Raw genomic sequence first — 17,893 nt, forward strand, 5'->3', positions numbered from 1 at the left:
CTCTTGTTTCGTTTATATTACATTAATCGTTACTGAGTTTTTCCTTCGTTTTACCGACGCCTTTTTGCAGGCTGCCTTTTGCTTTATCTTTTTTTCCTTCCGCTTTTAAATCGGATTTGTCTGTCATATCACCGGCTTTATCCTTGGCTTCGCCTTTCATTTTGTTCATGCCGCCTTTTACTTTGTCTTTTAATCCGTTATCGTTGCTCATGATTTTCAGCTCCTTTTTTAATGTGTACTTGTTTCCTTCCCTTTCAGCAAAATGGTAAACCGTTCAACTGTCAGTTATTGATTTCACAGCGTTCACCAAAGCGCAGCACTTTGTAGACGGCTAATCCGTCTGACAGCTTGTTTTCTGCATATTGCACCGGCAGCAGGGCAAAAAAGACATAATACGTTGAAAAATAGACAAATTGGTAAAAAAACAAGTTTGGTTCGAGGACGTCCTGTATGATAAGAAGATTAATTGAAAAAATAGAAGCGAGATTAAACAGACAGCCGCCCGCATAAACGAGCGCATTCGTCAGCCGGTTATCGATCCGCAATGCACCGAACTGGCAGAAAGAATCTATGAAATAGATACGCCGGACCTGTATCGGTCCCAATTTTATGAGGCGCTTTCCCATTCCGATATCTAACGATGCTTTTCCCCCGAATAACAGGGCCATAAAACTGTGGCCGGCTACATGTATGACGGACACCATCGGCAAAATGATGAGAAAAGACATAAAAAACTTTACCATGTCGTTAAATCCGAACAACGAATCCCTCCTTTCAAAATCGCTTACACTCTCATTTTGCGATTTTTCCGATTTTTTCTATGTTCAAACGTGATAATGTGCCGTTTTCCGCAAAAAAATAACCATCTGAGTTCCAGATGGTTAAGAATTATATATCGTATAAACTTTCTTCTTTTTGAATGTTCTCTCTCATGCGGATCGCTTTTTCATAAAAATACGCCGCTTCTTTATACTGTTCGTGGGCGCTGGTATAAACGGCAGCCTCCAAGGCGAAATCTTCTATATACACATACAGCGATTTGTCATTCATATAGTCAAACACTTCATGAATTAAATCGAGATTGACAGATTCCAAATAAAGCGCTTGTAAAAACTTATATTTTTCTAAGCTGAATCGATCGCCGCGGTCTTTCGCGATCTTCATCCCTCTTTCATAATAAGCGAGAGCGGCTTGATCCTCGTGGAGTCTGAAAAGGGTGTGCGTTAAGCTGAACAGCGCCTTCGGAAGCTGTTCAAGCTGATGCTCTTCAAAGATGGGCAGCGCTTTTCTAAAGTAACGGGCAGCTTCATCCAGCTCTCTCTTCTCAGAATAACAATTTCCCAGATTGTAAAGCGCCGATCCGATCAGGCGGGGCTGTCCTTCCAGCAATGCAAGGCGGAGCGCTTCATCTAAATGTTCAAGCGCTTTGTCATAGTTTTTGCAGTCGATATAGTTTCCCGAAATGACGAAATGGCACTGTATCCTCCGCACTCTGTAAAAATCGTGATCCATATACGTTTCAAGCGCCTGAATCGCATGATTCATGGAGAAATGAGTCTGCTTCATCACATAAAAAACTTCAGACATCTTAAAGTGGAACTCTGCCCTCTCAATATCATCTTCGACAAACGAAAGTAATTTCTCAGCTTTCCGATAAAAAGAAATAGCCGAAACGTAGTTATTCTGATCGAATTCATACATGCCTCTGAATAAATGGAAATAATACTCAGATAATCCCGATATGCTGTCCGTACTTTCAATCGTTTTTTGCAGCTCGCTGTACTGAATATGTGATTGTTCCGTGAAGTCCGGCTTGACGTAATCAAGCATAATGTGATGGCGGTAGCTGATCAGCTGATAATATAACAGCAGCAGCTGGTCTTCCTCCATGTGTTGTATATCCTGGTCAATTTCCTCTTTCAGCTTTATGGCATCAGCCGCTTGAAAAGTTAAAATGTACTTGTACCATTTGTTGATTTTGACTCCAACTTGAGATGACGGAATCTCGTGTGCGGTCATGCCCCTTTCACAACCTTTTCTAATTTCTATTGGTTATATTTTATCATAATGTATGGCTTTGGAATTCATTTATCTTGATCAGCATCCATCAAAATTCCTGCTTCATATATTTCGGATGAAGCTGAGTTTTTTTGAACAAGCGCCTTCAGGTATAAAAAAGCTTGCCCCGCTCTAATCGGGCAAGCTTTTATTTCATCCGCCTATATAAGACATTTCCACTTTCTTTTTCCCGGCCTTTTTAGAAAGCGCGCGATCAATCGAATACTGATCCGTACGGTTTTTCCAGACGGAAGCGATAGCATCCGTCAATTCATCATCAGTTAAGCCGCCGCGCACAAGCTTCCGCACATCATAGCCTCCGGAAGCGAACAAGCATGTAAACAGTTCGCCTCTGGCCGACAGGCGCGCCCTGTTGCAGGAAGCACAAAACGCATCTGAGACTGAGGAAATCACGCCGATTTCGCCAGAACCATCAAGGTAGCGAAATCTGGAGGCGACCTCCCCCTTATAATTCGCTTCTATCGGTTCTGTCGGCATGCATTTATTGATCAGTTCGATGATCTCCGCCTTCGTGATAACGTCTTTTTTATTCCACTGGTTCGTATTGCCGACATCCATAAATTCAATAAACCGGAGAATATGGCCCTTTTCTTTAAAATAACGAGCCATCGGCAATATGTCCTTTTCGTTAACACCCTTTTGGACGACCATGTTGATTTTTACGCCGAGGCCGGCAGCTTTTGCCGCCTCAATACCTTCAAGCACCTTGTTCACAGATATTCCGCGGCCGTTGATGGCTTTAAATCGCTCATCCTCTAAAGAATCAAGGCTGACGGTCACCCGGTGCAGCCCCGCCTGCTTCAGCTTCTCTGCGTAGACGGGAAGCAGCGAGCCGTTTGTAGTCATCGCGATATCCCGAAGCCCCGGGATACGCGCGAGCTTTTTGATCAATTCAGGCATATCTTTCCGCATGAGCGGCTCCCCGCCCGTCAATCTGATTTTTTCAACACCGAAGCGTCCGACAAACAGTTTCGCAAGCCGCTCCAGCTCTTCAAATGAAAGCAATTCTTTCTTTTGTAAAAATGGATAATCCGGTCCGAATAATTCGGCTGGCATACAGTACGTGCATCTGAAGTTGCAGCGGTCAGTGACAGAGATGCGAAGATCCCTGAGCGGTCTGTCCCTTTTGTCTGACACCCGGCGCGTTTCTGTATTCATAAGCCAAGACCCCTTTCTATCTTCCAACCCGTTCGGGATGTGTGTATACGTTAAACGATCCGTTTCTGACAAAACCGATCGCCGTGATATTCAGCTCTTCCGCCATTTGCAGCGCAAGCTCGGTCGGCGCCGATTTAGAAATAACGATCGATACACCGATTTTTGCGGCTTTTAATAAGACCTCCGATGAGATCCGGCCGCTGAAGACAATCAGTTTGTCACGGACTGGCATTCCGTTTTGCAGGCAATACCCGTACAGCTTATCCAGCGCGTTGTGGCGGCCGATATCCGTCCGCATGAGCAGCATTTTTTCCGTATCGCACAGCGCCGCGTTATGGACACCGCCTGTTTCTTGGAAAGTGCCGCTTCCGCTTTGCATCGTCTTCATTAATTCAAGACACGCCTCAGGGGTTATTTTGATTCGGCTGACGGCTGTTTTGGCCGTTTTGACATCCTGCTGAAAATAAAAATGCCGGCCTTTTCCGCAGCATGAGCCGATGACCCTCTTCGTATAGTCTTTTTGCTCAAGCACTTCAGGATGCGTAAGCTCCACATACGCAAAACCGAGACTTTCATCTATTGTAAAGCTTTTAATCTCTTTTTCAAATCGAATAACGCCTTCTGACGCGAGGAATCCGATGACGAGCTCCTGTAAATGATCAGGCGTGCAGACGAGCGTAACGAATTCCCGCCCGTTCAGCATGACAGTCAATGGATACTCAGCTGCCATCCGGTCTGTCGTTTTCGTTAATTCCCCTTTTTCGTAACGGTATATCTCCCTTATCGCTGTTGCTTTATCTTCCACTGTTTTCCCCTCCGCAATATCCTTCTCTTTTATTCTTCCACAATCGGCGGATTTTGTCGAATATGCGGTCTAAAAAAAGAGCCCTCCCCGGACTCTTTATGTTTCTTTACGGTGATTTTTGCTCAGGATAGTGAATAAAATGACTGCGGCGATAATGGCTAATATGCTGACGAAAATAAATGCGGCCAGCTTCAGAAAGATGCCGATCAGCACAAAGACCACTGCCGCCAGCACTAAAATAATGCCTGCTCCTTTTAACAAACGTGTCATCTCCTTTTAGTCGTATCATTCCCGCTATCCCAGTTTCTAAACACAAAAAAAGACGCCGGCAAAGGGCGTCTTTTTCAAGTTTATTCATTTGCCAATTGCTGTGCTGCGTCATCCCAAGCCTGCTTGAATTCAGCCGCGCTGTCAGCGGAAACATAAGTTCCTCCGCCTGCTTTCGCCGCTTGTTCAAGGCTTTCGCTTCCTTTTACGCCAAAGTTAAAGCCGATGATGTTAACGATCGTGTTGACGTTCGCTTTACGGAGTTTCTGAATCTCCGCTTGAGGATTTCCCCCGCACGTTTCTTCACCGTCTGTAATTAAATAAACCACGTTTTTCCCTTTAGCTCCGATCCGCTCAAACTCTTCTCTCGTATCAGAAAGCGCTTTTGCGATCGGCGTCCAGCCTGTCGGTTTAATTTGGCTGAGAGATTGGTCAAACGGAGACACGGAATACGGCTGAAGGCCGTAAAGAGTTTCTGTTGAATTACACGACACGGCCTTGCCGGACATTTTGTTGTTGCCTTTATGCCCGAATACCCGCAGCATCAGATTCGTATCTTCAGGAAGGACTTCTGCAAATGATTTGACCGAATCCTTTGCAACGTCTATTTTGCGTTCTCCATCTGTTTTTTGAATCATACTTCCGCTTGCGTCAAACAAAACAGCGACGTTTGTTTCCTCATGCGTTTTCTCAGCCGCAAACACGGGCGATCCGAGAGAAAGCGTCAAAAGACCGACAATTCCCGCAGTAAACATTTTTTTCATCATACTCATTCCTCTCCATTTGTTTTTCGCCGATGGGCCCCTCGGCTCTCCTTTATGCTAGATTAGGAAATAGTAAAAAGATATAGGACGAGGTGCCTCTTATGACGATAACGATACATTCTCAAAAAATGGGTAATGTAGACGCTTCATCCTAAAAAGATTGGATAAAATATGACAAGTTTGATGCCTTTTTTCGTCCTTTTTGTAATATAAGGCGGGAAACTGATCCTTTTTACAGTTTTCTCTTCAACTTTTTTTGAATATTTTGTTAAAAACACGACAAAAAAAAGGCGCCGAAAACGGCACCCTTTTTTATTCCGCTAATGCACGTGCTTCCAATGTAAAAATGTGATTGATATCCTTTTTGCTTTGAGCTTCGTAGTATTTTCCTCCGCCCGCTCTGGCGATTTCATGGAGCTGGCCGTTGTAGCCTTCTTTAAAGTCAAACCCGATGACATTGACCTTAATATGTTGTTTACGAAGTTCTTTCGCCGTCTGAATCGGATTTCCGCCGCACGTCTCTTCACCATCGGTCAAAAGGTAAACCGCTTTATGGCCATTTTTGTGTGCCTCATTAAAAGAAGCCTTCGCATCTTCTAATGCTTTTGCGATCGGTGTCCAGCCCGTAGGCCCGATTCCGTTAAGAGAATTCAAAAAGCTCTGTCTGTCAAATGCTTGGAATCCGTATAGGCCGCGGATGGATTGACAAGATTGTACTTTTCCTGAATTTTTATTATTTCCTTCAGAACCGAATACCGTCATTCTGACTTGTGACTTAGACGGAAGTGAGTCCGCAAAACGAACGATTTCATCTTTTGCCATGCTGTATTTAGAAACGCCGTCTATCCGTTTCGCCATACTGCCGCTTGCATCCAGCAAAATGGCGATATTTTTTTTAGGTTTGATGATTGGTTTGCTTGCGTTCTCAGCAGCAAAAGCAGGAGATGCAGCAGTCAGCAGCAATCCTAGCATGAGTATAAGTGAAAATGTTTTTTTCATCGCTCTTCCCCTTTTCAAAGTGTTTCACGTTCAACGCCGAACAATTCTTATCGTAAATGAGATGAATGGGGAAATAAATAGGACGGGCTTCCTTTTTATTTTTGCGTATATTCACATAGAATCTGCTGTTTATATCAGTGAATTTCACCTGCCGTGTGAGACCCGGATTACGATTGTCCGCCTTTAGGCTTTCGTTATATGAGTCTGTTGGTGCCCTCACCATTCTTGGAATAGTTTTCCGAAAAAAAGACGCTTATCTAAGCGTCTACTTTTTTGCCATATATTTGTTTAAAAATGCGTCAGCATCGGAGATATCTATCCCCTGATAATAATGCTTCACAATATCCGTAACGGACTTTCCTTGCTCTGCCATGTAATTGGCGCCGTATTGGCTCATGCCGACGCCGTGGCCGAATCCTTTTGTCGTAATGATGATGCTGCTGCCGTTTCGTTTCCACTCAAAGTCGGCTGAGCGCAGTCCAAGTTTTTCGCGAATGTCTCTTCCCTTCAGCTTCTTGCCGTTTATCACAGCTGTCGCGACTTGATGGCCGGGTGTTCTGGCGGTAATCTGCCCCACCGAGTTTTGCCCTGATAGCTGAACGCCGAGCTTTTGCTGAAACTCCGCAACGCTCACTGTTTGGGTGGAGAGGTATTTAGGCGATTTTTTATCCCACGGGCTTTGTACGCTTTTTAAATAAGGAATGGCGCTTGTCCAATAGGCTTCTGCATTTTCTGTATAGCCGTTGCTTGTAGAGAAAAAGGACGCCTCAATCGGCTTATTGTCATACGTTAAAATCTTCCCCTGCGTGCTGGCTACCGCGTTTGTAATTTTCTTGAGGTTTTGTGCGTAATCAGATCCCCACTCTTTCTTCAGCTGGCTTTTGCTTTGATAGACTTGAAACATTTGCGTGTCGTCCACAAGTGATCCTTTCGGCGCCTGAACGGCGGAGTCAGCTACCATCAATCTGACAATGAATGTTCGGGCAGCGAGCGCCTGGGCTTTTAATGCCTCGGGTTTAAAATTTACGGGCATTTCGGAAGCTACGACTCCGATGACGTACTCTTCAAGCGGAATATTTTCTACAGAATGATTGGATGTCCGATAGACCGGAATGGATACAGGCGATTCTTTCAATGTCTCTGCTCCTTTTGCTTCTCGTATGGTGTGTGTTGTTCTGTGTCCGGATTCTCTGTTTACCGCAGCTCCTTTTTCTGTCTGAAAGGGAATGACAAGGAGCGTGGGCACGAGAAGAATGAGTACACATAACCCGGATAGTAGAAATACAATTGGTTTCATATATCAGCTGCCTCCTGCTCGGGATTCGACTCTACTTCATCTTATGGGCAGGGACAAGCTAATATGACACTCCTTTTGGACAGAATCTTTATTCCTTTTATTCAAGCTGAAACGTATTCTTTTTTGCAAATCAGAGCATAATAATGATGATAAACCCTATGAAAAAACAGTATGCCAGATGACATACTGTTTTAGAAAATTATGCGTTTAAGTCAGTTACCACTTCTTTGTTTTCTTGCTCAGCCGCCGTTTCATCTACTACACGTTCGATGTCGGCGCCGAGGCCCGCGAGTTTTTTGTGGAAGTCCACGTAACCGCGGTCTAAATGCTTCAGTTCCGTAACGCGAGTATGACCTTCAGCCACTAATCCCGCAAGAATCAGTGCCGCGCCCGCACGCAAGTCCGTGGCGGCAACTTCTGCGCCTTGCAGCTGTACAGGACCGTTAATGATAACAGAACGGCCTTCAATCTTAATGTCTCCGTTCATCCGGCGGAATTCTTCAGCATGCATAAAACGGTTTTCAAACACGGTTTCTGTAATCATGCTTGTTCCGCTCGCACGGAGAAGCAGCGCCATCATTTGCGACTGCATGTCAGTAGGGAAACCAGGATGAGGCATCGTTTTAATATCGATCGGTTTCAGCTGGGCAGGTCCGATGACACGAAGGCCTTCTCCTTCGTCCATAATTTTAACTCCCATTTCTTCCATCTTAGCGATTAAAGAAGTAAGATGCTCAGGAACCGCACCTTTTACTAATACGTTTCCTTCCGTTATAGCCGCAGCCACCATAAAGGTACCCGCTTCAATACGGTCAGGGATAATATTGTGTCTTACGCCGTGAAGCTTGTCGACACCTTCAATTTTAATGGTGCCGGTGCCCGCTCCGCGGATTTTGCCGCCCATTGCATTGATATAATTTGCTAAGTCAACGATCTCAGGCTCTTTTGCCACGTTTTCAAGCGTTGTCGTTCCTTCAGCTAAAGCAGCAGCCATAATCAAGTTTTCTGTCGCACCCACACTTGGGAAATCTAAATAGATTTTTGCGCCTTGCAGACGGCCTTCCACTTCTGCTTCAATAAAGCCGTTGCCTACTTTGATTTTTGCACCCATTGCTTCAAAGCCTTTTAAATGCTGGTCAATCGGTCTGGAGCCGATTGCGCAGCCTCCCGGAAGCGCTACTCTCGAATGACCTGTACGGGCTAAAAGAGGCCCCATCACAAGCACTGACGCGCGCATTTTGCGCACATATTCAAAAGGTGCTTCTGTTTCTAAAGCGTAAGAAGCGTCTACAGTCACTTCATTATTTTCAAAATGCACATCTGCTCCTAAATGACGCAACACTTCATTAATTGTATATACATCGGAGAGCGTAGGTACATCACATATTACGCTTTTTTCTTCACTTGCTAATAAAGATGCAGCGATAACAGGTAAAACGGCATTTTTAGCTCCTTCAACCTTAACTGTGCCGTTTAACTTCTGACCGCCGCGGACGATGATTTTTTCCAAGGTATTCCCCTCCGCGTCCCTATATTCTCTATATTAATATTCAGTCGTAACGATTGGTGTGCCAACCGTAACGGTATGTTTTTCGCCCATTCCCGCACTTCTAAGCGCAATTTGCACATTCATCTTATGCTTTGACGTCATGATGTAATCTGTCCACTTACTTGTAAATGCAGAAACAGAAACGAAATGAGGCTCAACTACATGTTCAACTGGACTTGCTTCAAATTCTTTCATGATTTGGTCTGCTTTTTTTTGCAAAACAATACTCATATTATCATTTAAATGACCCTTTAGACAAGTAAAAATAAATACTTTATTTTGAAATATGTCATGTGCCTGCCGTTCAAACTGTTCATATGTATCATTCCAGCTTTCCGGTTGCTCCTGGCTCATTTGCTCATATAATAAATACGAAGTTGGGTTCTGGTTTTTGAGGGTAGTGACGAGCTGCAGTTTAAATGTTGTGTGATTTTTTTTGTCAGAATACGTGCCGACAGCCTTTACAATTTTATTTTCCTGTGCGGCTTCCCAACGGTATTGCGGGTTCTGCTTTTGTAATTGCTTCACTTTTTCATCAAATTCATTCAGCGACAGGTTCAAATTTTCTTTTGCGTGCAGCGTCCATTCATCAACAGTCACATGCTGCCGCTCCATTCCCGCTGCAATTTGGGCAAGCGGTGACAGTTCACTCGCATGAATGGAATGAAACACCGCAATTAAGGCGCTTAAAAAGACAAAAAACAGAATGGCACGGCCTGCTCTTGTTTTCTTCATATCGTTCTCTCCCCCTTACTCCCATTTTTGCCGGAGCCGGGGAAAGCAATACATGGAAAACTTCGTCAAAACTCGCCAGACAGCCTGAAGAAAAAATTGGCTTCTCCTCCAGCCATTCCCGTCATTTCGACTGATGAAACTTCTTAAAACAAGTATGGAAGCTGTTTCGAATAGGTAAGATAATCTAAAAAGAAATTAGCGACTGCCGTTCCGATCGCAATTGTGAGAAGAATGATCAGAAGTCTGGCCTGCACCACTTTTCCTTTTCGGATCAGCGGGTCAAAGTTGACGGCTTGAAGCGCCCACCATGTAACCGCAATACACACTAAATGAATCAAAATGCTGATTGCGGCCTGCTGTCCCAGTACATTCACAAATTCCATCTCCTTTCATTTTCTTTTCCGCTCCCTCACATCCTCTCTTATTATATAAGAAGATGAGAGAAAGATGATCATTTTCGCACCAGAATTTTTATCCATAATTAGGGGAAACCCCCGCTTAATTGTCCATTCCCCGGCATGGTATACTTTTTTGGAAAGGAGATGGGAATATGAATCATTCCTTTTTTCATCCGGAAAAGCAATATGGAGATTCACTGCCCGTATTTGAACATGAGTGGGAAGCAATTGCATTCTACTATGATTATAGACAGTCCCAAACAGAGGAACTGAATGAATTGTGTCAGTTTTATAACATCTCCCTCGATTATTCACGCGACAGCCTTAAGGAATTGGAATCCTCTACTTCCAAAGCATCAGGGAACTGCTTTTGGCGGATTGGAATCTGCCGATAGACGAGTTTGAGAAAATGCTGAGCGTGTATGTCATAGACTGTGCCATTACGCACCATGACGACGCCGAATGGGTCGTCAAGCCTTATCCGTATACGGACGGCGCTTATACGACAGGCGTCAGAAGAGGAAATAAAACATGGCACACCGACAACTGCTGCGAACATTTATACCTGCAAAAAGAAGAGGATCATCCGCTGCTTGCAGTCTTTGAATCTCTTATGCGCTAATATAGAAAAAGAATCCTTCTCAGACAGCCGAGAAGGATTCTTTTTTAATTTCCTGCAACATCCAATCTGTTTACAGCCCGCTGTAACGCAAGCTCAGCCCGACGAATGTCAGTATCATCTGATCGTTTGTTCAAACGGTCTTCCGCCCGCTTTTTCGCAGCAAGGGCGCGCTCTTTATCAATGCCTTCCGCTGTTTCTGCGGATTGTGCAAGGATAGTGACCTGATCAGGACGGACTTCTAAAAATCCGCCGCTGACAGCCGCCAATTCGGTCTGGCCGTCCTTTTTCAGACGGACGACGCCGATTTTAAGCGGAGCCACGGTCGGAATATGGCCCGGCAAGATACCGAGATCACCGCTCTCGGCTCTTACACTCACCATTTCAATATCAGCATCATATACTGGGCCGTCGGGAGTAACGATATTGACTTTAACGGTCTTCATGCTTTTACCCTCCTAGGACCAGATTAAACTTCTACACCCATCTCTTTTGCATTCTCAATGACTTCTTCAATGCGTCCTACGAGACGGAACGCATCTTCTGGAAGATGATCGTATTTACCGGACAGGATTTCTTTAAAGCCTTTTACCGTTTCTTTAACAGGCACATAAGAACCCTTTTGTCCCGTAAACTGTTCAGCTACGTGGAAGTTTTGAGAAAGGAAGAACTGGATACGGCGTGCGCGGTGAACGACAAGCTTGTCTTCTTCACTCAATTCGTCCATACCGAGAATTGCGATAATATCCTGTAATTCCTTGTAACGCTGAAGCGTTGACTGTACTTCACGGGCAACCGCGTAGTGCTCTTCTCCGACAATTTCCGGAGCAAGTGCGCGGGATGTGGAAGCCAACGGATCAACCGCAGGGTAGATACCCATCTCAGTTAATTTACGCTCAAGGTTTGTCGTCGCATCCAAGTGAGCAAACGTCGTTGCCGGAGCCGGGTCAGTATAGTCATCCGCAGGCACATAGATCGCCTGGATAGATGTTACTGAACCAACGTTTGTAGACGTGATACGCTCTTGAAGCTGACCCATTTCTGTTGCAAGCGTCGGCTGGTAACCAACCGCAGAAGGCATACGTCCGAGAAGGGCGGAAACCTCTGAACCCGCTTGTGTGAAACGGAAAATGTTATCAATGAAGAACAATACGTCCTGTCCTTGCTGATCACGGAAATGCTCAGCCATTGTAAGACCCGTCAGTGCCACACGCATACGCGCGCCCGGCGGCTCGTTCATTTGTCCGAAGACCATGGCTGTTTTCTTGATAACGCCTGAATCGCTCATTTCGTAGAAAAGGTCGTTCCCTTCACGAGTACGTTCTCCTACGCCGGCGAATACAGAGATACCGCCGTGCTCTTGCGCGATGTTGTTGATTAATTCCTGGATTAATACGGTTTTACCTACACCGGCACCGCCGAACAATCCGATCTTACCGCCCTTAATATAAGGAGCAAGCAAGTCAACAACTTTAATTCCCGTTTCAAGAATCTCAACCTCTGTTGAAAGCTGATCAAATGAAGGAGCTGATCTGTGGATCGGATCCTTTTGGGCATCCGCAGGAAGCGGCTCATTTAAATCAATTTTTTCTCCCAGTACGTTAAATACGCGTCCAAGTGTAACGTCACCGACAGGAACCGAAATCGGAGCCCCTGTATCAACGGCTTCCATTCCGCGCTGAATTCCGTCCGTAGATGCCATGGCAATCGTACGAACTGTATCGTCGCCTAAATGAAGAGCAACCTCTAGCGTTAGATCGATGCCTTCATTTTCGCCTGTAGCTGGCTGTGAAACTTTAATCGCATTGTAAATCGCAGGCAAATGGCCGTCTTCGAAACGTACGTCGACAACCGGTCCAAGCACCTGACTCACGCGTCCTTTCTTCATCGCTATCCCTCCTGCCAAAATCTTTCTATTCTAAAGCGGCTGCACCGCCGACAATTTCTGTAATTTCTTGCGTAATCGCCGCTTGGCGAGCACGGTTATATGAAAGCGAAAGTGAATCAATGAGTTCTTTCGCATTATCAGTCGCATTTTTCATCGCTGTCATTCTCGCAGCGTGTTCACTTGCTTTACTGTCAAGAAGCGCACCGAAAATTAAGCTTTCTGCATATTGAGGAAGCAAAACTTCCAGAACCTCTTCTTCATCCGGCTCAAATTCGTAAGAAGCCGTCCGTTTTCCGCCGCTTGTTCCGAAATCAGTTAACGGAAGCACTTTTTTCTCCGTCACTTCCTGCGTAATCGCACTGACAAAATGGTTGTAAACCAAATGCAGTTCATCAAAAGCGCCGTCGATAAACATTTGAACCGTCTGACGGGTCAAATCTTTGATCTGAGAAAAAGTGACCTCGTCGCCAAGCCCTACTAATTCAGACAAAATCGGCATTTCCCGTTTTTTGAAGAAATCGCGGCCGACTCTTCCGATCGCAATCACCGTGTATTCGTCTTTAGACTGATGGCGTTCTTGAATGGTGCGGTAAGCATTTCTGAGAACCGAACTGTTAAACGCACCCGCAAGCCCGCGGTCAGACGTAATGACGAGATACGCCGTCTTCTTCACTTCTCTTGAGATAAGCATCGGATGTTTCGCGTTTTTCGCGCCTTTTCCGACGTTAAAGACAACCTCCTGGATCTTATCCATATACGGAGCAAATGATTTCGCGTTGGTTTCCGCGCGATTCAGCTTTGCGGCGGATACCATCTGCATGGCTTTTGTAATTTGGCTTGTTTTTTTCGTTGACGTGATCCTTGACTTAATATCGCGTAATGAGGCCAAAGATTTCACCACCTTTATTCTTCATTTGCGTAAAAAGAGAGAAAAAGAGAACCTTTTTCTCTCATCTGCATAAGGGTTAGTTGCTTGGTGCAAATGTGCGTTTGAAGCCTTCCAGCGCCGCAGCGAAATCTTCGTCAGCAGGAAGGTTTCCTGTTTGCGCAATGCTGTCAAGCAGCTCTTTATGGTTTTGGTCAAGGTACATATAGTACTCTTCTTCAAAACGTCTGATATCCGCAACCGGAATATCATCAAGATATCCTTTTGTCAGCGCATAAAGAATGGCAACTTGTTTTTCAACCGGAAGCGGCTTGTTCAAATCTTGCTTCAGCACTTCAACTGTACGCGCACCGCGGTTCAGCTTCGCCTGAGTCGCTTGGTCAAGATCAGATCCGAATTGAGCGAATGCTTCAAGCTCACGGTATGAAGCAAGGTCAAGGCGCAGTGTGCCCGCTACCTTTTTCATCGCTTTGATTTGGGCTGATCCGCCGACACGGGAGACCGATAATCCGGCATTGATCGCAGGACGTACGCCTGAGAAGAACAAGTCGGATTGAAGGAAGATCTGTCCGTCTGTAATGGAAATAACGTTTGTCGGGATATAAGCAGAGATATCACCGGCTTGTGTTTCTACGAACGGCAATGCCGTAATTGATCCTGCGCCTTTTGCGTCACTCAACTTTGCTGCGCGCTCAAGGAGGCGGGAGTGAAGATAGAATACATCTCCAGGGAATGCTTCACGGCCCGGCGGACGGCGAAGAAGCAATGACAGCTCACGGTAAGCGGCTGCTTGTTTTGATAAATCATCATATACGACGAGAACGTGCTTGCCGTTGTACATGAATTCTTCACCCATCGTAACCCCTGCATACGGTGCAAGGTAAAGAAGCGGAGCAGGCTGTGATGCAGACGCCGTCACGACAATCGTGTAATCAAGCGCGCCATGCTTACGCAATGTTTCCACTACGCCGCGGACTGTTGATTCCTTTTGCCCGATTGCTACGTACACACAGATCATGTCCTGGTCTTTTTGGTTTAAGATGGTATCAATCGCAACAGATGTTTTACCTGTTTGACGGTCCCCGATGATCAGCTCACGCTGTCCGCGGCCGATCGGAATTAATGCGTCGATCGCTTTAATTCCCGTTTGCAGCGGCTCATGGACTGATTTACGATCCATAACACCAGGTGCCTGGCTTTCAATCGGGCGGGTTTTGCTTGTCAGAATCGGGCCGAGTCCGTCTACCGGCTGTCCCAGCGGATTGACAATACGTCCGATTAATTCTTCGCCTACAGGAACTTCCATGATGCGGCCCGTTCTTTTGACCTCATCTCCTTCACGGATATCTCTGTAAGGCCCTAAGATAACGATACCTACGTTGGATTCTTCAAGGTTTTGAGCCATACCCAAAACGCCGTTTGAGAATTCAACAAGTTCACCGGCCATACAATTGTCAAGGCCGTGCACACGCGCAATACCGTCTCCGACTTGGATGACTGTACCTACGTCATGAACTTCAATTTCAGATTGGTAATTTTGAATTTGCTGCTTTATCAGCGTGCTAATCTCTTCAGCTTTGATGCTCACTTAGGTTTCACCCCTTCTATCGATTTCCTCCGGCAAGTTGACGTTCCATGCGCTGCAGCTTTCCGCTCACGCTTCCGTCAAAAATCCGGTTTCCAATGCGGACCTTAATTCCGCCTATTAAATCCGTCTGCACTTCATTTCTGATTCTGAGCGAAGCGACTCCGGCTTTTTTTGCAAATACTTGAGATAATGATAACATTTCCGCCTCTGACAGCGGCTTTACTGAATACACAACCGCGTCCTCTGTTTGGCGGGCCTGATTGGCGAGTTTGATGAACTCGTCTGTGAGATCAGGCACAATCGAAGACCGGCTGCGGTCAATCAAAAGAAAAATCGTATGCAGCACAGACTCAGACAGTGCGCCGAACGAATGCTGAATCAGCTCTTTTTTCTTAGCAGCCGATACCTTCGGATGGCTTAACACTTCCTGCAGTCCGGCTTCGTTTTGGAAAACTTCTTTTATTACGGTAAGCTCTTCTTCGATTTCATTGATTTGAGAGGTCTCAACGGCAATGTCGAAAAGCGCTGACGCGTATCGTTTAGAGACAGCAGATCCACTCATCGGCTTTCTCCTACCTCTTTAAGATAGTCCTGAATCAGTTTTTCCTGGGCTTGTTCATCAAGCTCTTTCTCAATGACTTTCGATGCGATTAAGACAGAAAGTGATGCGACTTGCTCGCGAAGAGCGGAAACGGCTTGTTCTTTTTCTTTCACAATTTCGGTTCTCGCCGCTTCTTTCAATCTTTCAGACTCGGCACGCGCAGCCTGGATAATATCTTCCTTCTGCTTCTCACCAAGTTTTTTCGCATTTTCAATGAGTGATTGTGATTCCTGTTTTGCTTCTTTTAAAAGAACGCGCTGCTCTTCAATCAGCTGCTGCGCTTCTTTATTTCTTTCTTCAGCGGACGTAATTTCGCCGGCGATATGATCTTCACGCTGTTTCATTATATTTAATAGCGGTCCCAGAGCGAATTTCTTGAGAAGCGCTAATAAAATTAACATAGCTAACAATTGGAATAGGATATCTCCGCCGTTAAACGACAGTCCTAATTCAAGAGGTAATTGAGACATCTACTACGGCAACTCCCTTCTGCAGGTTTTCTCTGCTGATAAAAAGCCGTTTAAGGACGGCCTGCTTATCAGACATAAAGCAATGGCGAAGGTTCTCTTAGAGTGATCTTCGCCATTTTTAGTTCATATAAGGCTTTTTTGCTTAGCCAAAGAACGCTAAGAACGCGATAACGACAGCGATAATAGGAAGGGCTTCAACTAATGCGATACCCATGAACATAAGAGTTCTAAGTTCTTTTCCTGCTTCCGGCTGACGGGCAATTCCCTCTACCGTACGTGAAACAATCAAACCGTTACCAATACCTGCACCAAGTGCGCCTAAACCGATTGCAATCGCAGCTGCTATTAAATTCATGAAAAAGTTCCTCCTTTAAATGTTATCCGAATGGATATATGTTTTAATGATCATGACTGATTTTGTGTGACATGTATACCATCGTCAGCATCGTAAAGATAAACGCTTGGATGGTTCCGATGAACAAGCTGAACGCCTGCCATGCAAGCATCGGGATTATTGCTCCGACTGTGCCGACCAAACCGAGAAAGAAGCTGTCTGAGTAGAAATTCGTCGCAAGTCCTGCAAGGAGGCTCAGAAGAATTTCACCGGCGAATATGTTACCATAAAGACGAAGGCCGAGTGTCAGCGTATTCGCGAACTCTTCAATGATCTTCATCGGGAACATAAGCGGAACCGGTCTGAGATAATCCTTAGAATATTCCTTCAAACCTTTCATCTTCACGCCATAATAATGGGTTAAAGACACTACCATAACGGCAAGAGTCAGGGTAATGGCCGGATCAGCCGTCGGTGATTTCCACCAAAGCTCGTGTCCGACTGTTACGGAAAACGGCAGCCCCAGCATATTTGATACAAATATGTACATCAGCAAGGTTACACCAAGCGCCAAGAAGTTAGCCCCTGTTTTCAAATCCATTGTACTGCCTATAATATTGCGGACAAAATCAACAATCCATTCCATGAAGTTCTGGGCTTTTCCGGGACGGATAGACAGCGTTCTCGTAGTAAGAATCGCAATCAGCAGCACAATCACACTCGCCACAGTTATCATCAGAATGTTTGTCGCATTAAAAGTAAGACCAAACAAATCAAAAGTTCTGTAATTGTGATTCAATGGGTTTTCACCTCTCTTCCATTGATGAACGTTTGAGCTGAATAATGGAATCTATCATAATGACGGGATAAATTGTCATTAATCCAATAATTACGCTTGCCACACTCACTTGGCCGGGATATTTAAAAGCGATAGCCATCGCAAGTATCGCATTGCACCAACGCGCTGCGCTCCCGAGTGATCGTATGGACTTTCCTTTTGCTACGGCCTTGTCAAAAGCATTCATTCTTCTGGTCAAGAGCCAAAGATTAAACAAACTGAAAACAGTTCCCAAAATGAGGCCTAAAAAAATGGTTTTATACGCCGTAAACCCATATCCCAGCAAATAGATTGCTAAGATTACAAATACATATCTTCGTTGTCTGCGGAATGTAAGATTGGGATCGTCCATCAACTATCTGTCTCCTGATGAAAATGTAATATAATTCCTGGATACGGCAATACAAGCGGTTAACCCTAGCAGAAGGCCCTTTTTGTCCCGCAAAACGGCCTTGTTCGAAAAAACCATTCATCCTCATGATCATACGGGATGCTGTTTCATTCGCTTAGATAAATCCTCATAAAACGGGTTTTTTTGGAGGATTCAAAATGAGGATGGATACTAGAAATGAAAGCAATGAAAACCTTCTCATAATACCCTCGTTTAGCATACAATAG

At 45.1% G+C, this 17,893-nt stretch carries 21 protein-coding genes and 1 pseudogene; 1 reads left to right on the forward strand and 21 read right to left on the reverse strand.

Annotated elements, in window-relative coordinates; all coding sequences use genetic code 11:
- Positions 1–22: 22 nt before the first annotated feature.
- The 12 genes from AXI59_RS09155 to AXI59_RS09210 form a co-directional block, all read right to left on the reverse strand.
- On the reverse strand, positions 23–211 hold the full coding sequence (locus AXI59_RS09155; RefSeq protein WP_061522549.1) for a CsbD family protein: 189 nt from the start codon (positions 209–211) through the stop codon (positions 23–25).
- A gap of 70 nt (positions 212–281) precedes the next feature.
- Positions 282–761, reverse strand: a complete 480-nt coding sequence (locus tag AXI59_RS09160; protein WP_061522548.1) for a hypothetical protein — start codon at positions 759–761, stop codon at positions 282–284.
- Positions 762–888: 127 nt separating this feature from the next.
- Positions 889–2,019, reverse strand: coding sequence for a response regulator aspartate phosphatase (locus AXI59_RS09165; RefSeq protein ID WP_061528009.1), 1,131 nt, complete (start codon positions 2,017–2,019; stop codon positions 889–891).
- Between the two features lie 192 nt (positions 2,020–2,211).
- The gene (gene moaA, locus AXI59_RS09170) at positions 2,212–3,237 is read right to left on the reverse strand and encodes a GTP 3',8-cyclase MoaA (protein WP_061528010.1); all 1,026 of its coding nucleotides are present in this window, start codon (positions 3,235–3,237) and stop codon (positions 2,212–2,214) included.
- 16 nt (positions 3,238–3,253) lie between these two features.
- Positions 3,254–4,042: a formate dehydrogenase accessory sulfurtransferase FdhD gene (fdhD, locus tag AXI59_RS09175; protein ID WP_061522545.1), complete on the reverse strand. Its 789-nt coding sequence runs from the start codon at positions 4,040–4,042 to the stop codon at positions 3,254–3,256.
- 96 nt (positions 4,043–4,138) lie between these two features.
- The gene (locus AXI59_RS19995; RefSeq protein ID WP_167348369.1) at positions 4,139–4,303 is read right to left on the reverse strand and encodes a hypothetical protein; all 165 of its coding nucleotides are present in this window, start codon (positions 4,301–4,303) and stop codon (positions 4,139–4,141) included.
- An 89-nt stretch (positions 4,304–4,392) separates the two neighbouring features.
- A complete protein-coding gene (locus AXI59_RS09180) occupies positions 4,393–5,073 on the reverse strand; it encodes a VWA domain-containing protein (RefSeq protein WP_061528030.1) in 681 nt (226 codons plus the stop codon).
- A 312-nt stretch (positions 5,074–5,385) separates the two neighbouring features.
- Complete coding sequence (locus tag AXI59_RS09185) at positions 5,386–6,072, reverse strand: VWA domain-containing protein (protein ID WP_061528011.1); 687 nt, start codon at positions 6,070–6,072, stop codon at positions 5,386–5,388.
- 265 nt (positions 6,073–6,337) lie between these two features.
- A complete protein-coding gene (spoIID, locus tag AXI59_RS09195; RefSeq protein WP_061522543.1) occupies positions 6,338–7,369 on the reverse strand; it encodes a stage II sporulation protein D in 1,032 nt (343 codons plus the stop codon).
- Positions 7,370–7,568: 199 nt separating this feature from the next.
- Entirely contained in the window at positions 7,569–8,879 is a 1,311-nt protein-coding gene (gene murA / locus AXI59_RS09200) for a UDP-N-acetylglucosamine 1-carboxyvinyltransferase (RefSeq protein ID WP_061528013.1), read from the reverse strand.
- Positions 8,880–8,912: 33 nt separating this feature from the next.
- On the reverse strand, positions 8,913–9,653 hold the full coding sequence (locus tag AXI59_RS09205) for a YwmB family TATA-box binding protein (RefSeq protein ID WP_061522541.1): 741 nt from the start codon (positions 9,651–9,653) through the stop codon (positions 8,913–8,915).
- Positions 9,654–9,796: 143 nt separating this feature from the next.
- Positions 9,797–10,027: a DUF1146 family protein gene (locus AXI59_RS09210; protein WP_082791751.1), complete on the reverse strand. Its 231-nt coding sequence runs from the start codon at positions 10,025–10,027 to the stop codon at positions 9,797–9,799.
- A gap of 176 nt (positions 10,028–10,203) precedes the next feature.
- On the opposite strand from AXI59_RS09210, the pseudogene AXI59_RS09215 reads away from it, so the two are divergent.
- Positions 10,204–10,673: pseudogene (locus tag AXI59_RS09215) on the forward strand (hypothetical protein).
- A 44-nt stretch (positions 10,674–10,717) separates the two neighbouring features.
- Here AXI59_RS09215 and AXI59_RS09220 read toward each other — a convergent pair.
- The 9 genes from AXI59_RS09220 to AXI59_RS09260 form a co-directional block, all read right to left on the reverse strand.
- Positions 10,718–11,116, reverse strand: a complete 399-nt coding sequence (locus AXI59_RS09220; RefSeq protein WP_061522539.1) for a F0F1 ATP synthase subunit epsilon — start codon at positions 11,114–11,116, stop codon at positions 10,718–10,720.
- 23 nt (positions 11,117–11,139) lie between these two features.
- Positions 11,140–12,558: a F0F1 ATP synthase subunit beta gene (atpD, locus tag AXI59_RS09225; RefSeq protein WP_061522538.1), complete on the reverse strand. Its 1,419-nt coding sequence runs from the start codon at positions 12,556–12,558 to the stop codon at positions 11,140–11,142.
- A 25-nt stretch (positions 12,559–12,583) separates the two neighbouring features.
- Positions 12,584–13,447 (reverse strand): ATP synthase F1 subunit gamma, encoded by an 864-nt coding sequence (atpG, locus tag AXI59_RS09230; RefSeq protein WP_061528014.1) that lies wholly within the window; start codon positions 13,445–13,447, stop codon positions 12,584–12,586.
- Positions 13,448–13,523: 76 nt separating this feature from the next.
- Positions 13,524–15,032, reverse strand: a complete 1,509-nt coding sequence (gene atpA / locus AXI59_RS09235) for a F0F1 ATP synthase subunit alpha (RefSeq protein ID WP_061522536.1) — start codon at positions 15,030–15,032, stop codon at positions 13,524–13,526.
- Positions 15,033–15,048: 16 nt separating this feature from the next.
- Positions 15,049–15,594 (reverse strand): F0F1 ATP synthase subunit delta, encoded by a 546-nt coding sequence (locus tag AXI59_RS09240; RefSeq protein WP_061528015.1) that lies wholly within the window; start codon positions 15,592–15,594, stop codon positions 15,049–15,051.
- A complete protein-coding gene (atpF, locus tag AXI59_RS09245; protein ID WP_061522534.1) occupies positions 15,591–16,103 on the reverse strand; it encodes a F0F1 ATP synthase subunit B in 513 nt (170 codons plus the stop codon). The genes AXI59_RS09240 and atpF overlap by 4 nt, the downstream gene beginning before the upstream one ends.
- 142 nt (positions 16,104–16,245) lie before the next feature.
- The gene (atpE, locus tag AXI59_RS09250; protein ID WP_003151167.1) at positions 16,246–16,458 is read right to left on the reverse strand and encodes a F0F1 ATP synthase subunit C; all 213 of its coding nucleotides are present in this window, start codon (positions 16,456–16,458) and stop codon (positions 16,246–16,248) included.
- 43 nt (positions 16,459–16,501) lie between these two features.
- Positions 16,502–17,236, reverse strand: coding sequence for a F0F1 ATP synthase subunit A (atpB, locus tag AXI59_RS09255; RefSeq protein WP_061522533.1), 735 nt, complete (start codon positions 17,234–17,236; stop codon positions 16,502–16,504).
- 7 nt (positions 17,237–17,243) lie between these two features.
- Positions 17,244–17,627, reverse strand: coding sequence for an ATP synthase subunit I (locus AXI59_RS09260; RefSeq protein WP_061522532.1), 384 nt, complete (start codon positions 17,625–17,627; stop codon positions 17,244–17,246).
- Positions 17,628–17,893: the final 266 nt, after the last annotated feature.

The organism is Bacillus nakamurai (assembly GCF_001584325.1).
Classification (GTDB): Bacteria; Bacillota; Bacilli; order Bacillales; family Bacillaceae; genus Bacillus; species Bacillus nakamurai.

What these genes read in the sequence shown, in the direction of transcription:
- AXI59_RS09155 (WP_061522549.1), bottom strand. Translation starts at nt 211, where the DNA reads ATGAGCAACGATAACGGATTAAAAGACAAAGTAAAAGGCGGCATGAAC.
- AXI59_RS09165 (WP_061528009.1), bottom strand. Translation starts at nt 2,019, where the DNA reads ATGACCGCACACGAGATTCCGTCATCTCAAGTTGGAGTCAAAATCAAC.
- moaA (WP_061528010.1), bottom strand. Translation starts at nt 3,237, where the DNA reads ATGAATACAGAAACGCGCCGGGTGTCAGACAAAAGGGACAGACCGCTC.
- AXI59_RS09180 (WP_061528030.1), bottom strand. Translation starts at nt 5,073, where the DNA reads ATGAAAAAAATGTTTACTGCGGGAATTGTCGGTCTTTTGACGCTTTCT.
- AXI59_RS09185 (WP_061528011.1), bottom strand. Translation starts at nt 6,072, where the DNA reads ATGAAAAAAACATTTTCACTTATACTCATGCTAGGATTGCTGCTGACT.
- spoIID (WP_061522543.1), bottom strand. Translation starts at nt 7,369, where the DNA reads ATGAAACCAATTGTATTTCTACTATCCGGGTTATGTGTACTCATTCTT.
- AXI59_RS09205 (WP_061522541.1), bottom strand. Translation starts at nt 9,653, where the DNA reads ATGAAGAAAACAAGAGCAGGCCGTGCCATTCTGTTTTTTGTCTTTTTA.
- AXI59_RS09220 (WP_061522539.1), bottom strand. Translation starts at nt 11,116, where the DNA reads ATGAAGACCGTTAAAGTCAATATCGTTACTCCCGACGGCCCAGTATAT.
- atpD (WP_061522538.1), bottom strand. Translation starts at nt 12,558, where the DNA reads ATGAAGAAAGGACGCGTGAGTCAGGTGCTTGGACCGGTTGTCGACGTA.
- AXI59_RS09240 (WP_061528015.1), bottom strand. Translation starts at nt 15,594, where the DNA reads ATGAGTGGATCTGCTGTCTCTAAACGATACGCGTCAGCGCTTTTCGAC.
- atpF (WP_061522534.1), bottom strand. Translation starts at nt 16,103, where the DNA reads ATGTCTCAATTACCTCTTGAATTAGGACTGTCGTTTAACGGCGGAGAT.
- atpE (WP_003151167.1), bottom strand. Translation starts at nt 16,458, where the DNA reads ATGAATTTAATAGCAGCTGCGATTGCAATCGGTTTAGGCGCACTTGGT.
- AXI59_RS09260 (WP_061522532.1), bottom strand. Translation starts at nt 17,627, where the DNA reads ATGGACGATCCCAATCTTACATTCCGCAGACAACGAAGATATGTATTT.